Genomic DNA, 24,318 nt, shown 5'->3' with positions numbered 1-24,318 from the left:
GACGCGCCGGACCCGCGGGGTATCGGGGCACGGCATAGATTTGGCCCATGCCGAATCGCCTTGCGAACGAGACCTCGCCGTACCTGCTCCAGCACGCGGACAACCCCGTCGACTGGTGGCCGTGGTCGCCGGAGGCCTTCGCCGAGGCGCGTGAGCGGGGCGTGCCCGTCCTGCTGAGCGTCGGGTACAGCTCCTGCCACTGGTGTCACGTGATGGCCCACGAGTCCTTCGAGGACGAGCCGGCTGCCGCCTACATGAACGAACACTTCGTCAACATCAAGGTGGACCGGGAGGAGCGGCCCGACGTCGACGCCGTCTACATGGAGGCCGTGCAGGCCGCCACCGGGCAGGGCGGCTGGCCCATGACCGTCTTCCTCACCGCGGACGCCGAGCCGTTCTACTTCGGGACCTACTTCCCGCCCGAGCCCCGGCACGGGATGCCCTCCTTCATGCAGGTGCTCGAAGGCGTGCGGGCCGCCTGGGTGGGGCGGCCCGAGGAGGTCGCCGAGGTCGCGCAGAAGATCGTGCGGGACCTGGCCGGGCGTCAGCTGGACTACGGGAAGGCCGGGACCCCGGGGCCCGAGGAGCTCGCGCAGGCGCTGCTCGGCCTGACGCGCGAGTACGACGCCGTGCGCGGCGGGTTCGGCGGGGCTCCGAAGTTCCCGCCGTCCATGGTGCTGGAGTTCCTGCTGCGCCACCACGCCCGCACCGGGTCCGAGGGCGCGCTGCAGATGGCCGCCGACACCTGTGAGGCGATGGCCCGCGGCGGGATCTACGACCAGCTCGGCGGCGGGTTCGCGCGGTACTCGGTGGACCGGGAGTGGGTGGTCCCGCACTTCGAGAAGATGCTCTACGACAACGCCCTGCTCTGCCGGGTCTACGCCCACCTGTGGCGGTCCACCGGTTCGGAACTCGCGCGGCGCGTGGCGCTGGAGACCGCCGACTTCATGGTCCGGGAGCTGCGGACCGCACAGGGCGGTTTCGCCTCCGCCCTCGACGCCGACAGCGAGGACCCGCTGACCGGTGAGCACGTGGAGGGGGCGTACTACGCCTGGACGCCGGCGCAGTTGCGGGAGGTGCTCGGGGAGGACGACGGGGCGCTCGCCGCCGGGTACTTCGGGGTGACCGAGGAGGGCACCTTCGAGCACGGCACGTCCGTGCTCCAACTGCCCCAGGACGGGCCGGCGGTGGACGCGGAGCGGATCGCCGGGATCAGGGCGCGGCTGCTGGCGGCGCGGGCGGAGCGGCCCGCCCCGGGGCGGGACGACAAGGTCGTCGCCGCGTGGAACGGGCTGGCCATCGCGGCGCTGGCGGAATGCGGGGCGTACTTCGAGCGTCCCGACCTGGTGGAGCGGGCGACCGAGGCCGCCGATCTGCTGGTGCGGGTGCACTTCGACGCGGCCGCCGGCCGGGCCCCCCGCCTCTCGCGGACCAGCAAGGACGGGCAGGTGGGGGCCAACGCGGGGGTGCTGGAGGACTACGGCGACGTCGCCGAGGGCTTCCTCGCCCTGGCCGCGGTGACCGGCGAGGGGGTGTGGCTGGAGTTCGCGGGCTTCCTGCTGGACCTGGTCCTGGACCGGTTCACCGCCGAGGACGGGTCGCTGTACGACACGGCGCACGATGCGGAGAAGCTGATCCGCAGGCCGCAGGATCCCACGGACACGGCCGCGCCGTCGGGGTGGACGGCCGCCGCGGGCGCGCTGCTCTCGTACGCGGCGCACACCGGTTCCGAGGCGCACCGTACGGCGGCGGAGCGGGCGCTCGGGGTGGTGCAGGCGCTGGGTCCGCGCGTGCCGCGTTTCATCGGGCACGGGCTGTCGGTGGCGGAGGCGCTGCTGGACGGGCCGCGTGAGGTGGCGGTGGTCGGGCATCCGGAGGATCCGGCGCGGGCGGCGCTGCACCGGGCGGCGTTGCTGGGGACGGCTCCTGGTGCGGTGGTGGCGGTGGGCCTGCCGCAGCCCGCGGAGGGTGGCGAGGGGGAGTTCCCCCTGCTGGCCGAGCGCACACTCGTGCGCGACCTTCCGACGGCGTATGTGTGTCGACATTTCGTCTGCGCGCGGCCTACGACGGACCCGGTCGAGCTGGCGGAGCAGTTGGGCGCGGTTCGTCCCTGAAGTACCCGGAGTGCCGTCAATTCCGTTTGTGTACATGTCGATTCAGAAACATGCGCTTCATCGACACTGAGGCTGGATGTCATGTTCAGTGCCTAGTCTCATGGCTTCGGGATTGACCGGGACGGCGCGCTGGGGGGTGCGCTCGGGGGGAAGCGGGGCGGCGGCGGGCCGGGGGGCCCGCCGCGAGTCTCCGGGGGGTTTGTGATCGCCGCCTGGGGGGCGGCGGGTCTGTGGGGGGCCTTGTGTACACGTCTGTGTTCATCGCTGCCATTTCACTGGCGCTCTTCTGGATGGCCGCGTTCACGCTCTGGTGGCAGATGCACGCGTGGCGGACCCCGGAGACGCTCGCCGCCACGCGCTTCGACCGTCCCGACGGGGAGGGGCGCCTGGCGTTCTCGCTGCTGCTGCCCGCCCGCCACGAGCAGGCGGTGCTGGAGCACACCATCGACCGGCTGCTGGAATCGAGCCACACCGACTACGAGATCATCGTGATCGTCGGGCACGACGACTCCGAGACCGCGGCCGTCGCCGAGCGGGCCGCGGCCCGCGAGCCGGCCCGGGTGCGGGTGGTCGTCGACCACCACGAGACGAAGAACAAGCCGAAGGCCCTCAACACCGCGCTGCCGTCCTGCCGCGGCGACATCGTCGGGGTCTTCGACGCCGAGGACCAGGTCCACCCCGAGCTGCTGGCGCACGTGGACCACGCCTTCCGGTCCACCGGCGCCGACGTGGTCCAGGGCGGGGTCCAGCTGATCAACTTCCACTCCAGCTGGTACAGCCTGCGCAACTGCCTGGAGTACTTCTTCTGGTTCCGCTCCCGGCTCCACCTGCACGCCGAGAAGGGGTTCATCCCGCTGGGCGGGAACACCGTCTTCGTCCGCACCGAGGTGCTGCGCGAGGCCGGCGGCTGGGACCAGGACTGCCTGGCCGAGGACTGCGACCTGGGGGTGCGGCTGTCGTCGGTCGGCAAGAAGGTCGTCGTCGCCTACGACTGCGACATGGTGACCCGTGAGGAGACCCCGGGCTCGCTGGTGAGCCTGCTCAAGCAGCGCACCCGTTGGAACCAGGGGTTCCTGCAGGTGTACCGGAAGAAGGACTGGCAGCAGCTGCCCGGCCGGGGCCAGCGCTGGCTCGCCCGCTACACGCTGATGACCCCCTTCATGCAGGCCGCCTCCGGGGTGATCATCCCGGTCAACTTCGCCGTCGCGGTCTTCCTCGACGTTCCCGTGGGCATCGCGATCATCACCTTCCTGCCCATGATCACGGCGATGGTGACCTTCGTCTTCGAGATCGTCGGCCTGCACGACTTCGGCCGGCAGTACGGGCTGCGCGTCCGCTTCGTGCACTACGTCAAGCTCGTGGTCGGCGGCCCGTTCTACCAGGTGATGCTCGCGGGCGCCGCGATCCGTGCCGTCTGGCGCGAGCAGCGCGGCCGCAACGAGTGGGAGCTGACCAGCCACACCGGCGCCCACCTGGCGACCGTCCCGGCCGCCTCCGTCTCCGCCGTCGCCGTCCCCGCCGCCACCTCCGCCGCGACCCGAGAGGACAGCCGCCCGTGACCGCCACCCTGCCCACGGCCGCCGCCCCCGGGCCCGGGGCCGAGACCCAGGCCGTTCCCGCCCGGCGCACCACGGCCGGCGGGCCCGGCGTCCGTCCGGCCCCGTCCGACCGCCCGCTCGTGCGCTTCCGCTCCTCCCGCCCCGACCTGCTGCTGTGCGGGGCCCTGCTGCTCGTGATCGTCGCCGTCCAGGGCTGGAACATCACGGACTTCCCGACCCTGAGCGACGACGAGGGCACCTACCTGGCCCAGGCGTGGGCGGTCCAGCAGGGCGAGGGCCTGGCCCACTACACGTACTGGTACGACCATCCGCCGCTCGGCTGGATCCAGGTGGCGGCCCTGACGTACCTGCCGTCGCTGTTCGTCCCCGAGTGGATGACCGTCGCACCGATGCGGTTCTCCATGCTCGCGGTGTCCGCCGCCTCCTCGGTGCTGCTGTACGTGCTGGCGCGCCGGCTGTGGCTGCCGCGGTGGGCGGCCGGGCTCGCGATGGCGCTCTTCGGGCTGTCACCGCTGTCCGTGGTCCTCCAGCGGGAGATCTTCCTCGACAACATCGCCGTGATGTGGATGCTGCTGGCGTTCTGCCTCGCCGCGTCGCCCAGCCGCCACCTGTGGCACCACTTCGCCTCCGGGCTGGCGGCCGCCACCGCCGTCCTCACCAAGGAGACGATGCTGGTGGTGCTGCCGGCGCTGCTGGTGACGATGTGGCGGCACAGCCACCGCGACACCAGGAAGTTCGCCGTCACCGGAGCCGTCACCGCCTGTGCGCTGATCGGTCTGTCGTACCCGCTCTACGCCCTGCTCAACGGCGAGCTGCTGCCCGGCTCCGGGCACGTCTCGCTCATCGACGGCATCACCTACCAGATGGGCCGCGAGGGATCCGGGTTCATCCTCACGCCGGGCTCCGGCTCGAACGGGGTGCTCCGGTCCTGGCTCTACTACGACACCGTCCTCCCGCTCGGCGGCCTGGCCGGCGCGGTGCTGCTGATCGTCACCGTGCGCCGGTCGGTGACCGCCCGCGCGCTGGCCGGCCCGGCCCTCGCCGCCGTCATCCTGGCCGCCGTCGCGATGCGGCCCTCCGGCTACCTGCCCGCGATGTACGTGATCCAGGCGCTGCCGTTCCTGGCCCTGGTCCTGGCGGGTGGCGCGGCTAGCGTCACGCACGCCGTGCTGCGCCGCCGCGAGGCCCCGGCGCGCGGCGCGCGGGTGCGGGCGTGGGTGCGCTGGGCGGTGCTCGGCGTACTGGCCGCCTCGGCGGCGGTGTACGTGCTGCCGCGCTGGTACGAGGGCAACCGCACCGCGCTGACGGTCGACGCGAACGCCCCGTACCGGCAGGCGGCGGCGTGGCTCGGCCGCGAGGTCGCCGACCCGGCGCGCACGCGGGTGCTGCTCGACGACGCGCTCTGGCTGGACGCCGTGCACCACGGTTTCGAGCCGGGGCCGGGTGCCATCTGGTTCTACAAAGCCGACCTGGACCCGGCGGTCACCGAGACCCTGCCGCGCGGCTGGCGGGACATCGACTACGTGGTCTCCTCGCCCACGGTGCGCCGTGACGCGGTGGACCTGCCCACGGTGCGGGCCGCGCTGGAGCATTCGACCGTGGTGGCCGTCTTCGGTTCGGGCGAGGACCGCATCGAGATCCGCCGCACCGACCGCGAGAGTGGGAGCTGAGCCGCCATGAGCGAGGACCTGTGGTCCCTGCACGCCCCGGTCGGTGCGGAGCGACATGATCCGCACGTGGTGGCCGGCAGTGTCACCGTGATCATCCCGACCTTCAACGAGGCCGGGAACATCGTGGAGTTGCTGCGCCGGCTCGGGCAGGCGCTGCCCGGTGACCGGTCCTGCGCGGTGCTGTTCGTGGACGACTCCACGGACGACACCCCCGCCGTCATCGAGAAGGCCGCCGCCGACCACCCCTTCCCGGTGTCGGTCCTGCACCGCGAGGTGGCCGAGGGCGGCCTCGGCGGCGCGGTCGTGGAGGGCATCGGGCGGGCGGACACCGACTGGATCGTCGTCATGGACGCCGACCTGCAGCACCCGCCCCACCTGGTCCCGGAGCTGGTGGGCGAGGGCGAGCGCACCGGGGCGGACCTCGTCGTCGCCTCCCGCTACATCAGCGGCGGCAGCCGGGCCGGGCTCGCCGGGAGCTACCGCGTGGCGGTGTCCCGCGGTGCGACGTGGCTGACGAAGGGGCTCTTCCCGCGGGCGCTGCGCGGGATCAGCGATCCGATGAGCGGCTTCTTCGCGATGCGCCGCTCGGCGGTGACCGCCGGGGCGCTGGAGCCGCTCGGCTACAAGATCCTGCTGGAGCTGGCGGTGCGCTGCCGTCCGGCCCCGGTGGCGGAGGTGCCGTTCGTCTTCCAGGAGCGCTTCGCGGGGGAGTCGAAGTCGACGGCCCGGGAGGGCATGCGCTTCCTGGCGCACCTGGCGTCGCTGCGTTCGGCGGCCCCCCTCGCGCGGATGATCGGCTTCGGGCTGATCGGGCTGACGGGTTTCGTGCCGAACCTGGCGGCGCTGTGGCTGCTGACGGGCGCGGGGATGCACTACCTCCCGGCGGAGATCGTCGCGAACCAGGCCGGGGTGCTGTGGAACTTCGTCCTCATCGAGGTCCTGCTGTTCCGGGAGCGGCGCAGGCACCGTCACTGGGCGGACCGGGTGGGCCGGTTCGCGCTGCTCGCCAACGCCGATCTGCTGCTGCGGATCCCGCTGATCGCGGTGTTCGTCGCCCAGCTCGGGATGGCGGTGCTGCCCGCCACGGCGCTGGCGCTGGTGACCACTTTCGTCCTGCGGTTCGCGGCGACCGAGGCCCTGGTCTACCTGCCGCGCCGTTCGTCCCCGGCCGGGCCGGGGCGTCACACCAGGAGTTGAGCCGCACAGAAAGGAACCTTTCCATGCGTCCGACCTTCCGGCGGAGGGCGGGGCGGCGTGCCGCACTGCTCGCCGTCGGGGCGATGACCGCGGGCCTGCTGCTCACCGCACCGCAGCAGGCCACGGCCGGTCCGCCCAATCTGCTGTCCAATCCCGGCTTCGAGACCGCCGGCGCCGCCGGCTCCGACATGCCGTCCTGCTGGTCGAAGTCCGGCTGGGGCGACAACGACTTCACCTTCGCGACCGTCGCCGACGCGCACGGCGGCACCAAGGCGATGAGGGTGTCCCTGACCCGTCGGGTGGACGGCGACCGCAAGGCGCTGGTCACCGAGAACACCACGTGCGCGCCGACGGTGACGCCGGGCCGGCAGTACGACCTGTCCGCCTGGTACAAGTCGAACACCCCGGACGTGGCGGTGACGGTGTTCCGCCGTGACACGACGGCGGGCTGGCAGTACTGGACCGACCTGCAGAATCCGCCCGTCAGTGCCGGGTGGGCGCGTACGGAAGTGCGTACGCCGGTCGTCCCGCCGAACACGGACAAGATCGCCTGGGGGCTGTCGGTGTACGGGGTGGGCACGCTCACCACGGACGACTACGCGCTGGAGGAGGTGGGGGCGGTCCCTCCGCAGCCGGCGTGCTCGGGTACGGCGGAGGAGTGCGCGAAGGGCAGGTGGCAGGTGATCCCGGCCCAGAACCCGGTGCGTTCGATGCACGCGGTCGTACTCAGGAACGGCAAGGTGCTGTTGATCGCGGGCTCGGGCAACGACATCGCGCAGTTCAACGCGGGCACCTTCACCTCCGCCGTCTACGACCCGGCGAACGGGTCGTTCCGGACGATCCCGACGCCGGTCGACATGTTCTGCGCGGGCCATGTGCAGCTGTCGGACGGCCGGGTGCTGGTGATGAGCGGGAACAAGGGCTATCCGTCGGCCGACGGATCGATCGGCTACCAGGGGCTGAAGGACTCGTACACCTTCGACCCGGTCACCGAGACGTACACGAGGACGAACGACATGAACGGCGGGCACTGGTACCCGTCGGCGACGATCCTCGGCAACGGCGACGTGATCTCCTTCGGCGGACTGAAGGAGGACTCCACGGGCAACGTGACCGCGGAGAGGTTCTCGGCGGCCCAGAACAAGTGGCTGCCGATGAACCAGGTCAACCAGACCTGGTCGTACTGGGGCCTGTACCCGTCGATGATCCTGATGCAGGACGGGCGGCTCTTCTACTCGGGCAGCCACACCTTCGGCAACGGCACCCCGGGGACGGGCGCCTCGATCTACGACTACGACGCCAACACCATCACCGACGTGCCGGGCCTGCGCAACAAGGACGAGCGGGACGAGTCGGCGAGCGTGCTGCTGCCCCCGGCCCAGGACCAGCGGGTCCTGACGATCGGCGGCGGCAACAACGAACGCAACCCGGCGGCGAACCGGATCACCGACATCATCGACCTGAAGCAGCCGAGCCCCGCCTACACGGCCGGCCCGGACCTGCCCCAGGGCCTGGTCGACACGGGCACCGGGAAGCGGCCGCAGACCGGCGCCGAGGGCAAGATGTACGTCTCGGCGGTGCTGCTGCCGGACGGCAAGGTGCTGGAGACGGGCGGCGGGCTGCACGACCGGGCCGACCCGGTCTTCGAGGCCTCGTTCTTCGACCCGGCGACCAACAGCTACCAGGCGGGTCTGGCCACCGACCCGATCCCGCGGACCTACCACTCGGCGTCGTTCCTGATGCCCGACGGGCGGGTCATGTCCGTGGGCGACAACCCGGGCAACGGCACCTACAACCACAACGTGTCGATCTACACGCCCCCGTACCTGTTCAAGGGCCCCCGCCCGCAGATCACCTCGGTGATCGACACGCAGTGGGTGTACGGGGACACGCAGCGCATCACCGTGAACCGGCCCGTCGCCAAGGCGGAGCTGATCCGCCCGGCGGCGGTGACGCACTCCTCGGACCCGAACCAGCGGTTCGTGGACCTGCCCATGACGGTGGACGGCACCACCGTCGACCTGAACGTCACGAGCAACCCCAACCTGGCGCCGCCCGGCTGGTACATGCTCTTCGCGGTCGACGCGAACGGCGTCCCGTCCGTCGCGACGTGGGTGCACCTGGGCGGCCCGTCGGCGCTCGCGGCCGCCCAGGAGCAGCCGTCCGCGCACGAGCACACCTTCGCGGACAGGCCGGGGCCGGCCAAGCAGAACCCGGCGAAGCGGGACTCCGTCCCGGTCGCGCCGAGCGTGGCGGGCTGCGACCGGCACTACGGCACGGCCAACGTGTGCGTGCCGACCCGGTTCCCGGCCGAGGTGAGGGCGACCACGCAGGCCCGCTGCGCGTGGCTGGCCTCCCACCGGTACCCGGCGCGCCTGAAGGTCAACGGCAGCGATCCGCTGCGGCTTGACCCGGACGGCGACGGCCGCGCCTGCTGATCGCACGGGGTACGAAGGAGGGGCCCGGCCGCGGGCGTGCGGCCGGGCCCCTGCTCCTGGCCCCTGCTCCGGGTCCCCGATCCGCACCCTGCTCAAGGCCCTCCCGGCGGGATCAGTGCTGGTAGGCGGCGAGCGAGATGCCGACGTAGTGGGCGACGAAGGCCGCGAGGGTCAGGGAGTGGAAGACCTCGTGGAAGCCGAAGAAGCGGGGCGAGGGGTTGGGCCGCTTCATGCCGTAGATGACCCCGCCGACGCTGTAGAGGAGGCCGCCGACGATCACCAGGACGAGGACGGCGATGCCGCCGGTGCGCATGAAGTCGGGCAGGAAGAAGACCGCGGCCCAGCCCATGGCGATGTAGCAGGGGGTGTAGAGCCAGCGCGGGGCGCCGACCCAGAAGACGCGGAAGGCGATGCCGGCGGCGGCCGCGATCCACACCGCCCACAGCAGGGTCCGGCCCGTGGAGGGCGGGAGCAGCAGGACGGTCAGCGGCGTGTAGGTGCCCGCGATGATCAGGAAGATGTTGGCGTGGTCGAGCCGTCGCAGGATGGCTTCGCCGCGCGGCCCCCACGTACCGCGGTGGTAGACCGCGCTCACGCCGAAGAGCAGGCAGGCGGTGAGGATGTAGACGCCGCAGGCGACGCGGGCCCGGGTGGAGTCGGTGAAGGCCATCAGCGCGAGGCCGGCGACGACCACGGCGGGGAACATGCCGAGATGGAGCCAGCCGCGCAGCAGCGGCTTGGCCTCGATGGCGGACTCGACGGCTTCCGCGGCCTCGACGACCGGGGAGGCCTCGACGGCGCGGGAGGCCTCGACGGCCGGAGAGGCCCCGGAGGCCGCGGCGGCCTCGGGGTCGGGGACGGCGGCGGCGTCAGAAGTCATGCGCGCCATGCTACCTACGGGTCCGTAGGTTCCTGCTCATCGTCTTTACGGAAGATTGACGGACGTGGCAATGCTCACGTGAGAGGCCCTCTGGACATATGCGCACATCCACCGGATGATCAGATGAGTGCGGTCGACACCGGATGAGCGGAGCGCGAAGCGTCCGGGTCGCAGCCCCCACGGGGCCTACACCAAACAAACCCCTCAACAAGGAGCAATCGTGGCGCGCGACAACGCGGCTCCCACTTCCATCCCGACGACCCACCAGGAGCTGATCTCCTGGGTGGACGAGATCGCTGCCCTCACGCAGCCCGACCGGGTCGTCTGGTGCGACGGCTCCGAGGCCGAGTACGAGCGCCTGTGCGAGGAGCTCGTCGCCAAGGGAACGTTCAAGAAGCTCGACGAGACGAAGCGCCCGAACTCCTACTACGCCGCCTCCGACCCCTCCGACGTCGCGCGCGTCGAGGACCGGACCTACATCTGCTCCGAGAAGGAGGCGGACGCGGGCCCCACGAACCACTGGAAGGCCCCGGCCGAGATGAAGGACATCTTCGCCGGCGAGAAGGGGATCTTCCGCGGCTCCATGAAGGGCCGGACGATGTACGTCGTCCCGTTCTGCATGGGCCCCCTCGGCTCCGAGCTCTCCGCGATCGGCGTCGAGATCACCGACTCCGCCTACGTCGCCGTCGCCATGCGCACCATGACCCGCATGGGCAAGCCCGTCCTCGACGAGCTGGGCACCGACGGGTTCTTCGTCAAGGCCGTCCACACCCTCGGCGCTCCGCTCGCCGAGGGCGAGGCCGACGTGCCGTGGCCGTGCAACACCACCAAGTACATCTCGCACTTCCCCGAGTCCCGTGAGATCTGGTCCTACGGATCCGGCTACGGCGGCAACGCCCTGCTCGGCAAGAAGTGCTACGCCCTGCGCATCGCGTCCGTCATGGCCCGCGACGAGGGCTGGCTCGCCGAGCACATGCTGATCCTCAAGCTGACCCCGCCGGCCGGCGAGGGCGAGACGAAGTACGTCGCCGCCGCCTTCCCGTCCGCCTGCGGCAAGACCAACCTCGCCATGCTGGAGCCCACGATCCCCGGCTGGACGGTCGAGACCATCGGCGACGACATCGCCTGGATGCGCTTCGGCGAGGACGGCCGCCTCTACGCGATCAACCCCGAGGCCGGCTTCTTCGGCGTCGCCCCCGGCACCGGCGAGCACACCAACGCCAACGCCATGAAGACGATGTACGCCAACACCGTCTTCACCAACGTCGCGCTCACCGACGACGGCGACGTGTGGTGGGAGGGCATGACCGAAGAGGCGCCCGCCCACCTGATCGACTGGAAGGGCAACGACTGGACCCCGGAGTCCGCGACCCCGGCCGCCCACCCCAACGCCCGCTTCGCCGTCCCGGCCTCCCAGTGCCCGACGATCGCCGCCGAGTGGGAGGACCCCAAGGGCGTCCCGATCTCCGCGATCCTCTTCGGCGGCCGCCGCGCCTCCGCCGTGCCGCTGGTCACCGAGTCCTTCGACTGGAACCACGGCGTCTTCATCGGCTCGAACATCGCCTCCGAGAAGACCGCTGCCGCCGAGGGCAAGGTCGGCGAGCTGCGCCGCGACCCCTTCGCCATGCTGCCCTTCTGCGGCTACAACATGGGCGACTACATGGCCCACTGGGTCAAGGTCGGCGCCTCCGCGGACGCCGCCAAGCTCCCGAAGATCTACTACGTGAACTGGTTCCGCAAGAACGACGCGGGCAAGTTCGTGTGGCCCGGCTTCGGCGAGAACAGCCGCGTCCTGAAGTGGATCGTCGGCCGCCTCGACGGCACCGCCGAAGGCGTCGAGACCCCCATCGGCGTCCTGCCGACCAAGGACTCCCTCGACCTCGACGGCCTGGACCTCCCGGCCGAGGACCTCGACTTCCTCCTCACCGTCGACAAGGAGGTCTGGCGCGAGGAGGCCGCCCTGGTCCCCGAGCACCTCAACACCTACGGCGACCACACCCCCAAGGAGCTGTGGGAGCAGTACCACGCGCTCGTCGAGCGCCTCGGCTGAGCGCCTGAGCCGTAACACGCCCTGAAGAAGGGCCTAGGAACGTGGGAGCCCCCGACCAAGCGGCGTCCCACCGCTGTGGGAGCCCCCGACCAAGCGGCGCCCACCGCAGCACCGGCCTGACCTGTCAGGAGCGTCCGCGCTCCTCCAGGTAGGTCGTGTGCGTCTGCTGACGGCGGGCCTCCACCTCGTGGAGGCCCGCCGTTACGCGTCGCGCCTCCTCGCGCAGGAGCCCCAGCTGCCGCTCCAGGTGGCGCTCCGGCGACTCGCCGCCCGGCGCCATCCGGCTCCACCAGCGGGTCCGGTGGTACGCGTCCACGCTCTCCGGCACGTCCTGGCGGACCGCCCGCGACACCGCGTGCACCGCCTCCGGGTCGGCGGCCAGCACGTCCGCCACCCACCCCGGCTCCAGCAGCGCCCCGTACAGCTCCAGCAGCTCCGCCAGCGCCTCTCCGGGCCCCGGGGGCAGCTCCACCCCGTCGACGTACCCGCGCAGCCGCCCGAAGTCCTCGCGCAGCACGCCGAGCTCCTCGCGCGGATCGAAGGGCGGCGGCGCCGTCCGCTCCGGCGGGGCGATCAGCGCGCCCGCCCCGTACAGCCCGGCGACCACCAGCGGCCAGTACGCACCCGCCACCCCGGCCAGGGCGAGGGCCAGCCCGGCCACCCCGCAGGCGGAGCCGGCCAGGTTCTTCCTCGACTCCAGGTACGTCAGGACCGTCCGGCCCCTCGGGCCCCCGGTCGTCCTACTGGTAGCCACGGATCTCCTCGAAGGCTCCGGCCAGCGAACCGGACCCGCCGGTGGCGTCGAAGAGCCTCCCGCCGGTCAGTTCGGTGATGTGGGTGAGCTCCTTGCGGTCCGAGTCGCCGAACAGCACCGCGAAGACCGGCGTCCGCTTCTGCGCCTCCGGCAGCTTCGCGTAGAGGGAGTCGAAGTGCCCCGCCCCGACGCCCTCGGTGTTCTCGCCGTCCGTCATCAGCACGATCGAGGTGAAGGCGTCCGCGCCGCCCTTGGCGATCTGCTCGTACGCCGCCTCCAGGCTGCCGTAGACCGCCGTCCCGCCGTCCGGCTCCAGCGACTTCACGTCCCGGCGGATCGCGTCCAGGGCCGGCCCCGGATTGCCCGGCTCCACCACGTGCGTGGCCACCTTCTTCACCTTCGACCCGAAGGGCAGCAGCGTGACCTCCTCGCGGTCCCGGAAGCGCCGCCCCGTACCCGAAGTGCCCGTGCCCGTCAGGTCGGTGAGCGCCGACCTCAGCCGCCCGATCCGGTCGTCCTCGCTCATCGAACCCGAGGTGTCCAGCACGTACACCGTCCGCGAGGGCCGGCGCAGTTCGTTCTCGTAACTGGCCAGCAGCCCGTCGGCGACGACGCGCGAGCCGGGGAAGGGCAGCTCGCGCCGCTTCTCCTGGTCCAGCCCGGCGGCCGGCGCCACCCCGACCGCGACCGGCCGGCGGAAGGTCTGCCCGGTGATCGCCTGCTGCGCCTCCGGGCCGCGCAGCCAGTCCGTCAGCGCCCGCCCCGCGTCACGGGCCCCGGCCGGGGCCGAGGTCAGCAGCGTCAGCGGGTAGTGGGCGGTGACCACGCCGTCGCGCGGCCGGACCACCGTCAGCGGCGCCCCGCCACCCTTCGCGTCACGGTTCATGGACAGCAGCACCGACTCGTAGTTCACCAGCGCGTCCACGTCCCCGCGCTTGCCGTACGCGGCCACCAGCCAGCCCGAGGAGCCCGACGTCAGCTTCTGCCCGGCGAAGAACTCCTTCAGCCGGGGCGTGGCCGCCTTCACGTCCGCGTCGGTCAGCGCCGCCTGCGCCCCCGACAGCCCCGAGGCCACCGAGACCAGCGCGGAGAAGCCGGAGTTGGAACGCACCGGGTCGGTCATCCCGTACGTGAGCCTCCCGGCGGCGACGGCCTCGTGCACCGCCGGCCAGGTCACCTCCCCGGGCTTCCAGCCGAGCCGGGCCAGCGCCTCCGGCTTCACCCCGAGGGCCACGGGCGAGGACATCACCGGGGTCTCGCTGGAGAGCTTCCCGGCGGCCTCGGGCCGCAGCCGCAGGTAGTCGTTGGAGGAGAGCCAGATCGCGTCGTACCTGCCGTCGGCCTGCCCGGAGGCGACCTGCTCGGCGGCGTCCAGCGTCCCGGACCACGTGAGCTTCACGGTGACCCCGGTCGCCTTCCGGGCCTGCTCCAGCACCGGCTCCATGTCCGCGAGCTCGCTGGAGGCCAGCACCCGCAGGGTGCCCTCCTTGTAGGCCGTCTCCGCAGGCCCTTCGGGCCCCTCGGAGGTACAGGCGCTCGCCGCGGCGAGCACGGCCAGAACCAGCGCGATGCCCGTGCCGGCCCGCCGGCGCCGCGGGCGCGGGGGCCGGGGCGGAGCCCCCGCCGCCGCCCGGACCCGCCCGGCCGCGCTCACAGGGCACCGCCGTCGAGCGCGCCGGCGGTCCGCGTCCGCGCCAGGTACGCCGACGCGCTCTGCAGCTCACCGGCCAGCGACTCCACCGTCGCCGCCATGTTTTCCGTGGCCTGCGCCTTGAAGGTGTCGATCGCGTCCAGCGTCTTGTAGATCTGTGCGAAGGCCGTCCGCAGGGTCTCCGCGCCCACCGCCGGATCGGCCGCGATCCGCTGGATCTCGCCGCTCTGCGTGGCCAGCATGTCCGCGTTGCCGCGGATCAGGTCCTCCGTGGTCCCCTTCAGGGCGTTGACCTGCTCGATCACCGCGCGCTGGTTCTCCAGCGCCGAGGCCAGCATCACCGCGATGCGCAGCGCCGAGACGGTGGTCGTGGCCGCCCGGTCGACGCCCTTGATCAGCTCGTCGTTGTTGCGCCGGACCACGTCCATCGCCAGGTAGCCCTGGGCGCAGACGGCCAGCTGCGTCAGCAGGTCCTGGTGCTTCTGCCGGACAGGGAAGAGCACGTCCGCGCGCAGCGCGTCCGCCTCCCGCGGGTCGGTGTGCTCGGACTCGGCGACCCGCCGGGCGACGGCGCCGTCCAGGGCCTCGGTGAGGACCGCGTACTCCTGGAGCTTGCCCATCGTCTCCCACAGCCGGGAGCGCTCGGTGTGCAGGGCCGCGTTGTCGCGGCGCAGCTCGTCCTGGCCGCTGCGCAGGGCGCCCACGATCCGGTTCAGGGTGGCCTGCGAGGAGGCGTACTTCGCCACGTGGTCGCGGAACCTGTTGCCGCCCGGCAGCTTCGCCAGCAGCCTGCGGGCGCCCTTGGCGGGCGTGTCGCGGGGGTCGAGGTCCTCGACCGTGCGCCGCAGCTCGACCAGGGAGCCGGCGACGCGCGCCTGGGCGTCGCCGCCGCCGTCGGAGCCGAGGGAGCGCACGGCCCGCTCCAGCATCCGGTTGGACTGCTGGGCGGCGGTGCGGATGTCGGCCGAGCCGAGTGCGGTGATCTCGCCGATGCGCTGTGCGAACTCGGGGGAGCGGGCGTCGATCCCGGCGAGCGAGCCGACGTACTCCCCGGCCCGGCGGGCCATCTCGTCGTGGACGCCGTCCTGGAGCGGTACGAGTCCGGCGGCCTGCTCCTTGCGGACGGGGGCGACGGGCTCGGGGGCGCTGAGGACGAGCGGGGTGTCCTCGGGAGGTGTCAGAGTCATGTGTGAAGTCCCCCTAGCCCTTGGCGCGCTGGGCGAGCGCCATCAGGATCTTGACGGTGGGTGTGCCGACCTGGCGGATCCCGGTGAGGCTCGGGTTGAGGTAGTCGGCGTGCGGGGCGGTGGCGGCGGTGAACTCGGCCACGCCGTCCTGCGGGCGGAACCCGCGCAGCACGGCCAGCTCGCGCAACCGCGGATCGGTGGCCAGGAGCGTGCCCAGCTCCTTCGCGTCCTCGCTGAGCGGTACGAAGGTGTGCGCCGTGTTCACGGTGGTGTCCGGGTAGAGCACCACCATCTCGCCCGGGTTCTGCTTCTGCAGCAGCAGCGAGGCCACCTGGGACTCGTACACCAGGATCAGCGGCTCGCCGCTGCCGCTGATGAAGGCCCGGAAGGGGTCGTCGCTGCTGGTCTCCAGGGCGCCCTGGACGGAGATCAGCTTGCGCATCAGGGGCGCGGTGCGCTCGATCCCGGCGTCGTCGGCGACGACGCTGTTGCCGTTGGCGACGTTGGAGGTGGCGGCGAGGAAGAGCGCGCCGGAGTTGGAGGCGGCCGGGTCGGTGGTCTTGACGAACACCGTGCCGGTCAGCTCGGCGTGGGCGGAGGAGCCGGGCAGCTGCTGCCAGGTGCGGTCCTCGGCGGCGGCCTTGAGGAAGGGGCCCATGAGCAGGGTCCCGGAGTTCTTGCCGGTCATGGTGGCGAGGCCGTTCGCGGCCAGTACCCGGGCGGCGTCCGGGCGGGCGATCACGACGAGCGGGGAGTAGAAGGGCCTGGTCTCCTGGGCTCCCTTGAGCCCGGCGGCCGCCGCGACCTCCTTGGCGGGTTCGCTGCTGCCGGGGAAGGCGAAGTCGAAATCCTTCAGGGCGAGTTGGTCCATCGCCCAGGAGCCCGAGGTCTCCGTCTTCACGATGTAGCCCTTGGCGGCAAGGGCTTTGACGACGTCGGGGTCGTGGAAGAAGTCGGACTTCTCCGAACCGATGACGCCACGCACGGTCTTCGTTGCCGTGGATCCCGGGTGTTCCTGCCCCTGCAGTGCGACGTAGAGCACGCCGCCGATCAGGAGGAGGCCCAGGACGATTCCTAGGATGCGTCTCACGGGTGCAGCGTGCTCACGGAAACCCACATTCCGCGCCGCCTTGAGTGAACGTCAGGTGTCCAGGCGGTCCCACTTCGAAATGCTGTGTGAGTTCGCGGGTGCTGGTGGGCGGGGCGGCCGCCCGGGAGGATCGGGGGCATGGGCGTGAGCGCGTTGAAGTGGCAGGGCTGGCTGGTCGGCCTGGTGACGATCGCCGGGCTGCTGGTGTTCGCCCCGCTGGGCCTGTACGTGTGGGCGAGCGGCGGTGAACCGCAGGAGGCGCCGCCGCGGCCGGCGGTCCAGGACGTACGGGTCACCGGCTGCCGTGTCGATCCGGCCAGCCGGCGGGTGGCGGCCTCGGTGGAGGCGACGGGGCGGGCGGAGGGCGCCGGCGCGTACGTCGTGACGGTGGAGTTCCGCGACCGGGCCGAGGCGGATCCCGGGCGGCGGGCCGCCCAGGCGCTGGTGCGGATCCCGGGCGTGGCCCCGGGCGCGACCGAGTACGGGGAGGCGGTCGGCCCGGTGTGGCCGGTGGCGACGGTGCCCTGGTGCGGGGTCGCCGGCGCGGAGTTCACGCGGGCGACCCCGTCGCCGGGGGTTCCGTAGCGAGTGGCCCGAGCGGCCCTAGTGGCCCGAGTGGCCCGAATGGCCGTGGGGCGGGTGCCCGTGGGGCGGGTGCCCGGTGGCCGGTGCTCGGTGCTCGGTGGCCGTTGGCCGGGGGCCGGTCAGCCGTTCTTGTTCACCTTGACGACGACGGTACTGCACACCTTGTCGGCGAAGGTCTGCTTCTTCTCGTCCCACAGCGGCCACAGCCAGCCGAGGTAGCAGGTGATGCTGTCCAGGAAGTGCGCCAGCTTGCGCACGAAGGCCATGCCGAAGCCGAGCGTGGCGCCGTCGGCCTCGCGGTGCAGGCTGATGCCGACGACCTTCTTGCCGAGCGTCTGGCCGGTGGTGCCTTCCTTGTAGAGCTGGAAGAAGCCCATGCCGATCGCGTACAGGAAACCGACGAGGCCGAGCACCGCGCCGACGCCGTCCTCGCCGCCGTCGATCGCCACACCGATGCCGGTGAGCGCGTACATCGGGCCGGCGATGATCAGGGCGTCGAGCAGGTACGCACCGAAGCGCAGGCCCCAGTGGGCCAGCGGCGGCATGCCGACGGGCATGCCGGACATGCCCGGAGGCGGGTAGGAGCCGTAGGGGGCCGGCGGCGGGACCTGCTGCGGGTAGCCGTACTGCGGGGCCGCGCCCGGCGCCGGCTGCTGCGGGTAGCCGTACTGCGGGGGGACGCCCTGCGGGGCCTGCTGGCCGTAGCCGGGCTGGCCCTGCGGGGGCTGCTGGGGCTGCTGGCCGTACGGGTTGTTCGGATCGCCGAAGCTCATTGGCGCATCTCTCCAGGGTGCTCGATCGGGGACGAAGCGGAGTGGAGGAGATGGTTCATATGAGCGGCCTCCCCCGTGCTGCCGCGATGTTTCAGCCAACATCGTGTTCGGCAGGCCGGGATCTGTCCAATTCATTGGCCGCGCGACGAGCGGCCGGCGGGCCCCGGGAGGGCCGTCGGCCGAGGGGTGTGACCGGGCAACGGCGGGGCCGTGGCGGGGTGATGGCGGGGTGATCGCGGGGCCCTGGCAGGGCCGTGGCGGGGTCATGGCGCCCGGTCCGGAGCCTCCGCGGCCCCGGACCGGGGCCGTCTAGAGGGCGCCGGCCAGGTCCAGGGACTCCAGGGCGGCGGCGTGCGCGTCCATGCGCTCGGCGGCGAGGATCGCGACGGTGGTGTCGGCGCGGGACGCGGCGACGAGGAGTGCGCGGGCGGCGAGGTCGTGCGCGCGCTGGTGCAGCGCGGCGGCGTCCCCCGCGGGGCCCTGGGGTGCCCGGGCGGGCTGGGTGCCGCGCAGCCGGGTCACCTGGGCGGCGATCTCGGCGGCGGCTTCGTCGAGCCCGAGCTCGTCGGTGACGGCGAGGAGGGCCGCGAGGTGGCCGGCGAGCTGGATGCCCAGTGCTTCGCCGCGGCTGCTGTGGGGGTAGTCGACCGTGGCGCCGCCCATGCGCTGGACGACCGGCTTCGTGCGGATCGGCTCGTACATGAGGAGGCCTCCTGCGTGGTCAGGAGACCATCCTACATTGGATTGGTTCTAAAGTTGAGCTGAATCCTGTTGTTGTCCGAGTACGCCCGGCCCGGTGGCTCGATGCGGCCACCGGGCCGGGCGGCTCGATGCGGTGTCCCGGTCGGGTCCCGGTCAGGCCTGGCTGTAGCCGTCCAGGAAGTTCCCGATCCGGGTCACGGCATCGGCCAGGTCCTTGGCGTTGGGCAGGGTCACGATCCGGAAGTGGTCCGGCTCCGGCCAGTTGAAGCCCGTACCGTGCACGACCATGATCTTCTCGGCCCGCAGCAGGTCCAGGACCATCTGCCGGTCGTCCTTGATCTTGTAGACCGTCGGATCCAGTTTGGGGAAGGCGTACAGCGCACCCTTCGGCTTCACGCAGGAGACGCCCGGGATGCGGGTGAGCAGGTCGTACGCGACGTTGCGCTGTTCCAGGATCCGCCCGCCGGGCAGGACCAGGTCCTCGATGGACTGCCGGCCGCCGAGGGCGGTGGCCACCGCGTGCTGCGAGGGCATGTTCGCGCACAGGCGCATGTTCGCGAGGATCGTGAGGCCCTCGATGTAGTCGGTGGCGTGCTTCTTCGGGCCGCACACGGCCATCCAGCCGGCCCGGTAGCCCGCGACGCGGTAGTTCTTGGACAGGCCGTTGAAGGTCAGCGTCAGGACGTCCGGGGCGATGGCGGCCGTGTTGAAGTGCTTGGTGCCGTCGTAGAGGATCCGGTCGTAGATCTCGTCCGAGCAGACGATCAGGTTGTGGCGGCGCGCGATGTCCGTCAGCCCCCGCAGCATCTCCTCGTCGTAGACGGCGCCCGTCGGGTTGTTCGGGTTGATGATCACGATCGCCTTGGTGCGGTCGGTGACCTTGCGCTCGATGTCGGCGAGATCCGGCATCCAGTCGGACTGCTCGTCGCAGCGGTAGTGCACGGCCGTGCCGCCGGCCAGGGAGACGGAAGCCGTCCACAGCGGGTAGTCCGGTGCCGGGACCAGTACCTCGTCGCCGTCGTCGAGCAGCGCCTGCATCGACATCGTGATCAGCTCGGAGACGCCGTTGCCGAGGTAGATGTCCTCGACGTCCAGCTCGATGCCCTTGGTCTGGTAGTGCTGCATGACCGCGCGGCGCGCGGACAGCAGGCCCTTCGCGTCGCCGTAGCCGTGGGCGGTGCCCAGGTTGCGGAGCATGTCCTCAAGGATCTCCGGCGGGCACTCGAAGCCGAAGGCCGCGGGGTTGCCGGTGTTGAGCTTGAGGATGCGATGACCTGCTGCTTCGAGCCGCATGGCCTCTTCGAGCACGGGGCCGCGGATCTCGTAGCAGACATTGGCGAGTTTGGTTGACTGGATCACCTGCATGACGGGAGCTTACGGGCCCGGGTGCGGGCTCGACCCGCCTTTTCACCCACGGACTCGAAGGTCGTTTTGTCATGATTGGCGTGATGGGTGGGTGGGTGCGCGCTCTTCCCTTGGAATCCGGGGTCGCGGCCGCGCTCCGGCCTGCGGAATGGGTGGGGTGAGCTGCGGGGGCGGGGTGCGTGTTGCCCTCGTCACCCCGGGGATCGGTGGGGGGTGGGGGGTGCCCGGCTTGAGTGTGTGGCCTGGGTGCGGGGCCTGAGTGCGTGGCCTGGGTGCGTGGCCTGGGTACGGGGGCTTGAGTACCGGGCCTGAGTACGCGCACTCATGCGGCCGCCGGGCCTGCGGTGGAGGGTGGAGTCCTGAACCAGGGCGTGCGACGTGTGCGATGCGAGCGACGCGGGAGATGCGAGCGATGCCTGAACGGCGGCGAGTGAGGGGCGCGGGGCAGTGGAGTTCCTAGTGGGTGACATGGCGATCACCACGATCGGCACGGATGGCGACGACCGGGCGATCGAGTTCCTGGTCAGGCCGGAGGGCACCCCGGAGGAGGGGCACTTCGCGATCTTCCGTGAGCACGGCCGCGGCTGGGAGGACGCCCGCCTGACCATCGACCCCGCCGCGGGCAGCGTCCCGGTGGCCGCGGTGGAGTGGGCGGTGGAGTTCGCGCGGGAGTACCTCTGAGAGGTGCGGCGGGGTCGGAGCGCGGCGGCAGCCGGCGGGGGCGGGACGGGGAAGGTGCGGGGCGGTGGTGATGGGCGGCATTCCGGCGGGGGTAGGGGTTGAAGGTGCGGCGGTGGCTTCGGGTGGGCGGTATGCACTCGGGCGGTATCGGAGTTGTTCTGGGGGTTTTTCCGTCTGTCCGATGGTTTTCCGGGTCGTGCCGGTCCCTCAAGGGCGCTCCTGCGTCGCGTCGCGTTGCGATGGCCTTCGGCCACCCTTGACCGCCCGTCCCGCCCCGGAACTACGAAGGACCGGCGGAAAACCCCAAAAGAACGAGCCGGGCGACGAGAGACCATCGGGGCGGTGTCCAGCGCGGGCAGGTCCCTGAGCGCCCCAGATCGCTAAGCGCTCCTGCCCGAGGGCGTCTGCGAGCCCCGTGGGCTGGACATAGGCCGCCCTGGATCGCTACGCGCTTCGCGATCACGCGACTGCGAGCCGTCCGGGGCCGGTCAGGCGCGTTGGGTCGGGTGGAGTTCGGTCGGCTGGATGTTGTCGACCGCGGTGGAGAATTCGCGGCCGGACGGGCCGCGGATGTAGGCCAGCTCGACCCAGTGGGGGTGGGCCGAGTTCGAGACGTCCTCATTGATCACGGCCATCAGCTCGCCCTCGACGCCGCTCGCCACATCACGCACCCGGCGTCGGAGCAGTGGGTGCGGCACGTACTCGTAGCGGTCAGTCATCGTGGGGCGCCGTATGACCGTGTGCGGCGCGCAGGAAGCGTGCCGGCGTCTGCGCGGGCGAGCAGTTCGGGGCTGGGGCTTGGTGGCGGGTGCACCAGGGAGTCTGATGGCCGCCTCGGAGTGCTGAAGTGCTCTTCTTCTTGCGGGTGTTCGCGTGCGGTGTTGTCCGTCATACCGAGATGATGGGTCGGCGTGGAGGGGCGGTGATAGGTCATTGCGCGGCCATCTGTGGCCAGGGTGTGGCCACGGCTGGGAACAAGCTTGATGGCACCTCATGCTGGGGCCATGGGCGCTCGAAACGACGCACTCCGAGCGGCGAGGCTCCGGGCCGGCTGGCGGACGATGGATCAGGCCGCCAGGAGTCTTTCCGAGTATGGGAAGCGGCTCCTCGACGACCGGCACTTCGAGGTGTCGCCGCGGACCTGGCGGCGCTGGGAGGGTGAGCGCCCGGGCTGGCCACCGGGAGAGACCGCCATCGTGCTCCACCATGCGCTCGGGCGTTGGCCCGAGGAACGAGGACGACGTGAACCGTAGACAGTTCGCATCCGCCACCGCTGCGGCACTCGTCACCGGGCCGACCGCGAGTCAGCACGTCGATCCCGCCCTCATCGGCTATTTCGAGCAGCAGCTCGAAGGGCATTACCGGGCCGACATGTTTCTCGGGCCCCACGATCTGATCGGCACGGTGAGCGCTCAGTACCAGCTGATCGACAAGCTGGTCCGATCGGCGAAGGGCGATGTCCGGCGCGGTCTTCTCCGGGCCGGGGCCGCCTATGCCGCGCTGGTCGGCTGGCTGTACCAGGACGCGGGCGATCTGGCGGCTGCCACGTTCTGGCGGGGGGTGACGCAGGAGATCGCGGTCCGATCGCGCGATCCTCACTTGATTGGCTACAGCCTGGTGAACCAGGCGCACGTTCGTACCGACCTGGGTGATGGACACGGAGTCATCGATCTGTGCGAAGCAGTTCTTGAGGGATCCGATCGGCTGTTCCCCAAGGTGCGGATCATGGCGATGCAGCAGCAGGCTCACGGGGCGAGCCTCGTGGGGGACCGGGCGGCGGTCGATCGGCTCATCGACACTGCTGGAGGGCTTCTGCCCAGGGTCGACGACGGCCTGCCGTGGGGTAATGCCTGTCGAAGGACGCCGGGATATCTGGAGGTCCAGCGCGCGACGTGCTACGGCAGGCTCGGCCTCGGGCGGGAGGCAGAAGCGCTGTGGGCGCAGGTCCTCGATGGTGTCCCCCTGACCGCGCGCCGCGACCGGGGCGTGTACCTCGCCCGGCGGGCGACCGTGGCCGCAGAGTCCCGGCAGCCCGACCATGCCGTCGAGATCGCCCGCTCGGCCGTCGAGATCGCGAGGGAGACCCGCTCCGCACGGATGCTTCGTGAACTCGGCGCTCTGGAGCGGGCCATGGGGCCGTGGCACGATGCCCCGGTAGGCCGGGACCGTGCTGAAATCCTGGCGCCTGTGACCGAGGGGAGCTGACATGGGCGTACCGAAGGCTTTGTCCGAGGAGGAGATCGCGGACCATCTGGCGGGGCTGCCCGGCTGGGAGCGCACAGGCCATGCGATCACCCGGACCTACGAGATCCGGTACCACGCTGCGGTGGCCGCGATCGTGACCATCGCGGACCGGTCGCGGCGGATCCAGCACCATGCGGATCTTGATCTCCGCATCGACCATCTCCGTGCGTCGATCACCACGCATGACGCCGGGCACCGGATCACCGCTGCGGACTTCGATCTGGCGCACCGCATCGATGCCATCGTCGCGGCGCATCAGGCTCTCCCGCTGGACTGACGCTGCCGTGCCCTTTATTGCATTCGGCGTTGTCGGTGGGGCGGTTTACCTTCGGGGCATGAAGTCGTTGAGGATCATCGCCGGGGACGCTACGAGTCCCCAGGCCAAGGGGCCCAAGATCATCGCTCATGTCTGCAACGACCTCGGCGGGTGGGGGAAGGGCTTCGTGCTGGCCGTCTCGAAGCGGTGGTCCGAGCCGGAGGCCGCGTACCGGGCCTGGCATCGGGGGCGCAGTGGCAACGACTTCGGGCTGGGCGCCGTGCAGGTGGTGCGGGTGCAGCCCGACGTGTGGGTGGCGAACATGGTCGGGCAGCGCGGGATGCGCACCGGGAGCGGGGGACCGCCTATCCGCTACGACGCCCTGGAGCGCTGCCTGGACGCACTGGCCGGGCATGCCGTGGAGCTGGGCGCGAGCGTGCACATGCCGAGGATCGGCTGCGGGCTCGCGGGCGGCAGCTGGTCGAGGGTCGAGCCGCTGGTCACCGGGGCGCTGTGCGAGCGCGACGTGGCGGTGACGGTCTACGACCACGGCTGATCCGGCGCCACGCCGAGGGGGTGCGGAGGATCGATTCAGCGGGTGTGGGGCTCACTAGGGTCGTGCCCGCAGGTTTCCCGGTTCCCTCCGAAGGGTTTCCCCGATGAAGCTCCGCCACGCCGTCGCCGCGGTCGCAGCCGGTGCGCTGGTGCTCGCGCTGCCCGGTTCGGCCCTGGCCGCCGAAGGGCAGTTCCACTACAAGTACGCGGACGACTCCGGCCAGGAGCAACGCGTGATCCTGGACGACCCCGACAGCGGCGAGTGCATCAACCTCTACGCCGTCGGCTCCGACGACGTGGAGCCCGGCTACGCCCCGCAGAACCAGACCGACTCCTGGGTGACCGTCTACGCGGACGCCGACTGCACGGGCTCCCCGTGGCGGCTGCGCCCCATGGGCCGGCCCGCGACCGACCACCTCCGGGTGCGGTCGGTGCGGTTCGAGGTCCGGGACGAACCCGGCAGGGTCTAGGTCGTCTCTTTCGGATCTTGTCGGCCGAGCCCGCGTTGTCCGGTGCCGTGCATCGCAAGGCGGAGGAGCTCCTCGTGTACTGGCCGTACTCGGGAGC

21 protein-coding genes are annotated in these 24,318 nt (G+C 71.5%); 12 read left to right on the top strand and 9 right to left on the bottom strand.

What is annotated here, in order from left to right:
* The first annotated feature begins 47 nt into the window (after positions 1-47).
* From AB0O53_RS35255 to AB0O53_RS35235, 5 genes are all read left to right on the top strand, one after another.
* Positions 48-2,114: a thioredoxin domain-containing protein gene (locus AB0O53_RS35255; RefSeq protein WP_365201128.1), complete on the top strand. Its 2,067-nt coding sequence runs from the start codon at positions 48-50 to the stop codon at positions 2,112-2,114.
* A gap of 242 nt (positions 2,115-2,356) precedes the next feature.
* Complete coding sequence (locus tag AB0O53_RS35250; RefSeq protein WP_365201126.1) at positions 2,357-3,673, top strand: glycosyltransferase; 1,317 nt, start codon at positions 2,357-2,359, stop codon at positions 3,671-3,673.
* A complete protein-coding gene (locus tag AB0O53_RS35245; protein WP_403138918.1) occupies positions 3,670-5,343 on the top strand; it encodes an ArnT family glycosyltransferase in 1,674 nt (557 codons plus the stop codon). The genes AB0O53_RS35250 and AB0O53_RS35245 overlap by 4 nt, the downstream gene beginning before the upstream one ends.
* 6 nt (positions 5,344-5,349) lie before the next feature.
* Positions 5,350-6,540, top strand: a complete 1,191-nt coding sequence (locus tag AB0O53_RS35240) for a glycosyltransferase (RefSeq protein ID WP_350988301.1) — start codon at positions 5,350-5,352, stop codon at positions 6,538-6,540.
* 23 nt (positions 6,541-6,563) lie between these two features.
* Complete coding sequence (locus tag AB0O53_RS35235; RefSeq protein WP_350988299.1) at positions 6,564-8,978, top strand: galactose oxidase family protein; 2,415 nt, start codon at positions 6,564-6,566, stop codon at positions 8,976-8,978.
* A gap of 112 nt (positions 8,979-9,090) precedes the next feature.
* On the opposite strand, the gene trhA is transcribed toward AB0O53_RS35235, so the two are convergent.
* Positions 9,091-9,858, bottom strand: a complete 768-nt coding sequence (gene trhA / locus AB0O53_RS35230; protein WP_350988297.1) for a PAQR family membrane homeostasis protein TrhA — start codon at positions 9,856-9,858, stop codon at positions 9,091-9,093.
* Between the two features lie 220 nt (positions 9,859-10,078).
* Here trhA and AB0O53_RS35225 point away from each other — a divergent pair, with 220 nt between their 5' ends.
* A complete protein-coding gene (locus AB0O53_RS35225; RefSeq protein ID WP_350988295.1) occupies positions 10,079-11,908 on the top strand; it encodes a phosphoenolpyruvate carboxykinase (GTP) in 1,830 nt (609 codons plus the stop codon).
* 124 nt (positions 11,909-12,032) lie between these two features.
* On the opposite strand, the gene AB0O53_RS35220 is transcribed toward AB0O53_RS35225, so the two are convergent.
* From AB0O53_RS35220 to AB0O53_RS35205, 4 genes are all read right to left on the bottom strand, one after another.
* Positions 12,033-12,662: a hypothetical protein gene (locus AB0O53_RS35220; RefSeq protein WP_365201122.1), complete on the bottom strand. Its 630-nt coding sequence runs from the start codon at positions 12,660-12,662 to the stop codon at positions 12,033-12,035.
* Positions 12,649-14,232, bottom strand: a complete 1,584-nt coding sequence (locus tag AB0O53_RS35215; RefSeq protein ID WP_365201170.1) for a substrate-binding and vWA domain-containing protein — start codon at positions 14,230-14,232, stop codon at positions 12,649-12,651. Before AB0O53_RS35215 ends, AB0O53_RS35220 begins: the two co-directional genes overlap by 14 nt.
* 80 nt (positions 14,233-14,312) lie before the next feature.
* Positions 14,313-15,500: a toxic anion resistance protein gene (locus AB0O53_RS35210; RefSeq protein ID WP_365201120.1), complete on the bottom strand. Its 1,188-nt coding sequence runs from the start codon at positions 15,498-15,500 to the stop codon at positions 14,313-14,315.
* Between the two features lie 13 nt (positions 15,501-15,513).
* A complete protein-coding gene (locus tag AB0O53_RS35205) occupies positions 15,514-16,590 on the bottom strand; it encodes a substrate-binding domain-containing protein (RefSeq protein WP_350988289.1) in 1,077 nt (358 codons plus the stop codon).
* 144 nt (positions 16,591-16,734) lie between these two features.
* Here AB0O53_RS35205 and AB0O53_RS35200 point away from each other — a divergent pair, with 144 nt between their 5' ends.
* Complete coding sequence (locus tag AB0O53_RS35200; RefSeq protein WP_350988287.1) at positions 16,735-17,175, top strand: hypothetical protein; 441 nt, start codon at positions 16,735-16,737, stop codon at positions 17,173-17,175.
* A 119-nt stretch (positions 17,176-17,294) separates the two neighbouring features.
* On the opposite strand, the gene AB0O53_RS35195 is transcribed toward AB0O53_RS35200, so the two are convergent.
* From AB0O53_RS35195 to AB0O53_RS35185, 3 genes are all read right to left on the bottom strand, one after another.
* Positions 17,295-17,948, bottom strand: coding sequence for an RDD family protein (locus AB0O53_RS35195; protein WP_350988285.1), 654 nt, complete (start codon positions 17,946-17,948; stop codon positions 17,295-17,297).
* A gap of 309 nt (positions 17,949-18,257) precedes the next feature.
* Positions 18,258-18,650 (bottom strand): SCO4983 family protein, encoded by a 393-nt coding sequence (locus AB0O53_RS35190; RefSeq protein WP_365201115.1) that lies wholly within the window; start codon positions 18,648-18,650, stop codon positions 18,258-18,260.
* A gap of 153 nt (positions 18,651-18,803) precedes the next feature.
* Positions 18,804-20,015, bottom strand: a complete 1,212-nt coding sequence (locus tag AB0O53_RS35185; protein ID WP_350988281.1) for a pyridoxal phosphate-dependent aminotransferase — start codon at positions 20,013-20,015, stop codon at positions 18,804-18,806.
* 468 nt (positions 20,016-20,483) lie between these two features.
* Between AB0O53_RS35185 and AB0O53_RS35180 the strand changes: the two genes are divergently transcribed.
* Positions 20,484-20,696 (top strand): hypothetical protein, encoded by a 213-nt coding sequence (locus AB0O53_RS35180; protein ID WP_031149837.1) that lies wholly within the window; start codon positions 20,484-20,486, stop codon positions 20,694-20,696.
* A gap of 488 nt (positions 20,697-21,184) precedes the next feature.
* Here the strand turns inward: AB0O53_RS35180 and AB0O53_RS35175 are convergent, their stop codons facing one another.
* The gene (locus tag AB0O53_RS35175) at positions 21,185-21,415 is read right to left on the bottom strand and encodes a hypothetical protein (protein WP_350988279.1); all 231 of its coding nucleotides are present in this window, start codon (positions 21,413-21,415) and stop codon (positions 21,185-21,187) included.
* A 523-nt stretch (positions 21,416-21,938) separates the two neighbouring features.
* Between AB0O53_RS35175 and AB0O53_RS35170 the strand changes: the two genes are divergently transcribed.
* The 4 genes from AB0O53_RS35170 to AB0O53_RS35155 all read left to right on the top strand — a co-directional run bounded on the left by AB0O53_RS35170 (position 21,939) and on the right by AB0O53_RS35155 (position 24,221).
* Entirely contained in the window at positions 21,939-22,901 is a 963-nt protein-coding gene (locus AB0O53_RS35170; RefSeq protein WP_365201112.1) for an NsdA family TPR-like regulatory protein, read from the top strand.
* A 1-nt stretch (position 22,902) separates the two neighbouring features.
* Positions 22,903-23,217, top strand: a complete 315-nt coding sequence (locus tag AB0O53_RS35165) for a 4a-hydroxytetrahydrobiopterin dehydratase (protein WP_350988275.1) — start codon at positions 22,903-22,905, stop codon at positions 23,215-23,217.
* A 58-nt stretch (positions 23,218-23,275) separates the two neighbouring features.
* Positions 23,276-23,752: a macro domain-containing protein gene (locus AB0O53_RS35160; RefSeq protein WP_350988273.1), complete on the top strand. Its 477-nt coding sequence runs from the start codon at positions 23,276-23,278 to the stop codon at positions 23,750-23,752.
* 103 nt (positions 23,753-23,855) lie between these two features.
* Positions 23,856-24,221: a hypothetical protein gene (locus AB0O53_RS35155; RefSeq protein ID WP_350988271.1), complete on the top strand. Its 366-nt coding sequence runs from the start codon at positions 23,856-23,858 to the stop codon at positions 24,219-24,221.
* Positions 24,222-24,318 lie beyond the last annotated feature (97 nt).

The organism is Streptomyces erythrochromogenes, assembly GCF_040684695.1.
In the GTDB taxonomy this organism is placed as follows: Bacteria; Actinomycetota; Actinomycetes; order Streptomycetales; family Streptomycetaceae; genus Streptomyces; species Streptomyces erythrochromogenes_C.
Note: the sequence above shows the minus strand (reverse complement) of the source record. Positions and strands in the feature narration are given on the sequence as shown.

Excerpts from the sequence above, each read along its gene's own strand:
- AB0O53_RS35185 (WP_350988281.1), bottom strand. The coding sequence starts at position 20,015 with ATGCAGGTGATCCAGTCAACCAAACTCGCCAATGTCTGCTACGAGATC.
- AB0O53_RS35155 (WP_350988271.1), top strand. The coding sequence starts at position 23,856 with ATGAAGCTCCGCCACGCCGTCGCCGCGGTCGCAGCCGGTGCGCTGGTG.
- AB0O53_RS35255 (WP_365201128.1), top strand. The coding sequence starts at position 48 with ATGCCGAATCGCCTTGCGAACGAGACCTCGCCGTACCTGCTCCAGCAC.
- AB0O53_RS35235 (WP_350988299.1), top strand. The coding sequence starts at position 6,564 with ATGCGTCCGACCTTCCGGCGGAGGGCGGGGCGGCGTGCCGCACTGCTC.
- AB0O53_RS35210 (WP_365201120.1), bottom strand. The coding sequence starts at position 15,500 with ATGACTCTGACACCTCCCGAGGACACCCCGCTCGTCCTCAGCGCCCCC.
- AB0O53_RS35240 (WP_350988301.1), top strand. The coding sequence starts at position 5,350 with ATGAGCGAGGACCTGTGGTCCCTGCACGCCCCGGTCGGTGCGGAGCGA.
- AB0O53_RS35175 (WP_350988279.1), bottom strand. The coding sequence starts at position 21,415 with ATGACTGACCGCTACGAGTACGTGCCGCACCCACTGCTCCGACGCCGG.
- AB0O53_RS35195 (WP_350988285.1), bottom strand. The coding sequence starts at position 17,948 with ATGAGCTTCGGCGATCCGAACAACCCGTACGGCCAGCAGCCCCAGCAG.
- AB0O53_RS35160 (WP_350988273.1), top strand. The coding sequence starts at position 23,276 with ATGAAGTCGTTGAGGATCATCGCCGGGGACGCTACGAGTCCCCAGGCC.
- trhA (WP_350988297.1), bottom strand. The coding sequence starts at position 9,858 with ATGACTTCTGACGCCGCCGCCGTCCCCGACCCCGAGGCCGCCGCGGCC.
- AB0O53_RS35180 (WP_031149837.1), top strand. The coding sequence starts at position 20,484 with ATGGCGATCACCACGATCGGCACGGATGGCGACGACCGGGCGATCGAG.
- AB0O53_RS35165 (WP_350988275.1), top strand. The coding sequence starts at position 22,903 with ATGGGCGTACCGAAGGCTTTGTCCGAGGAGGAGATCGCGGACCATCTG.
- AB0O53_RS35190 (WP_365201115.1), bottom strand. The coding sequence starts at position 18,650 with ATGTACGAGCCGATCCGCACGAAGCCGGTCGTCCAGCGCATGGGCGGC.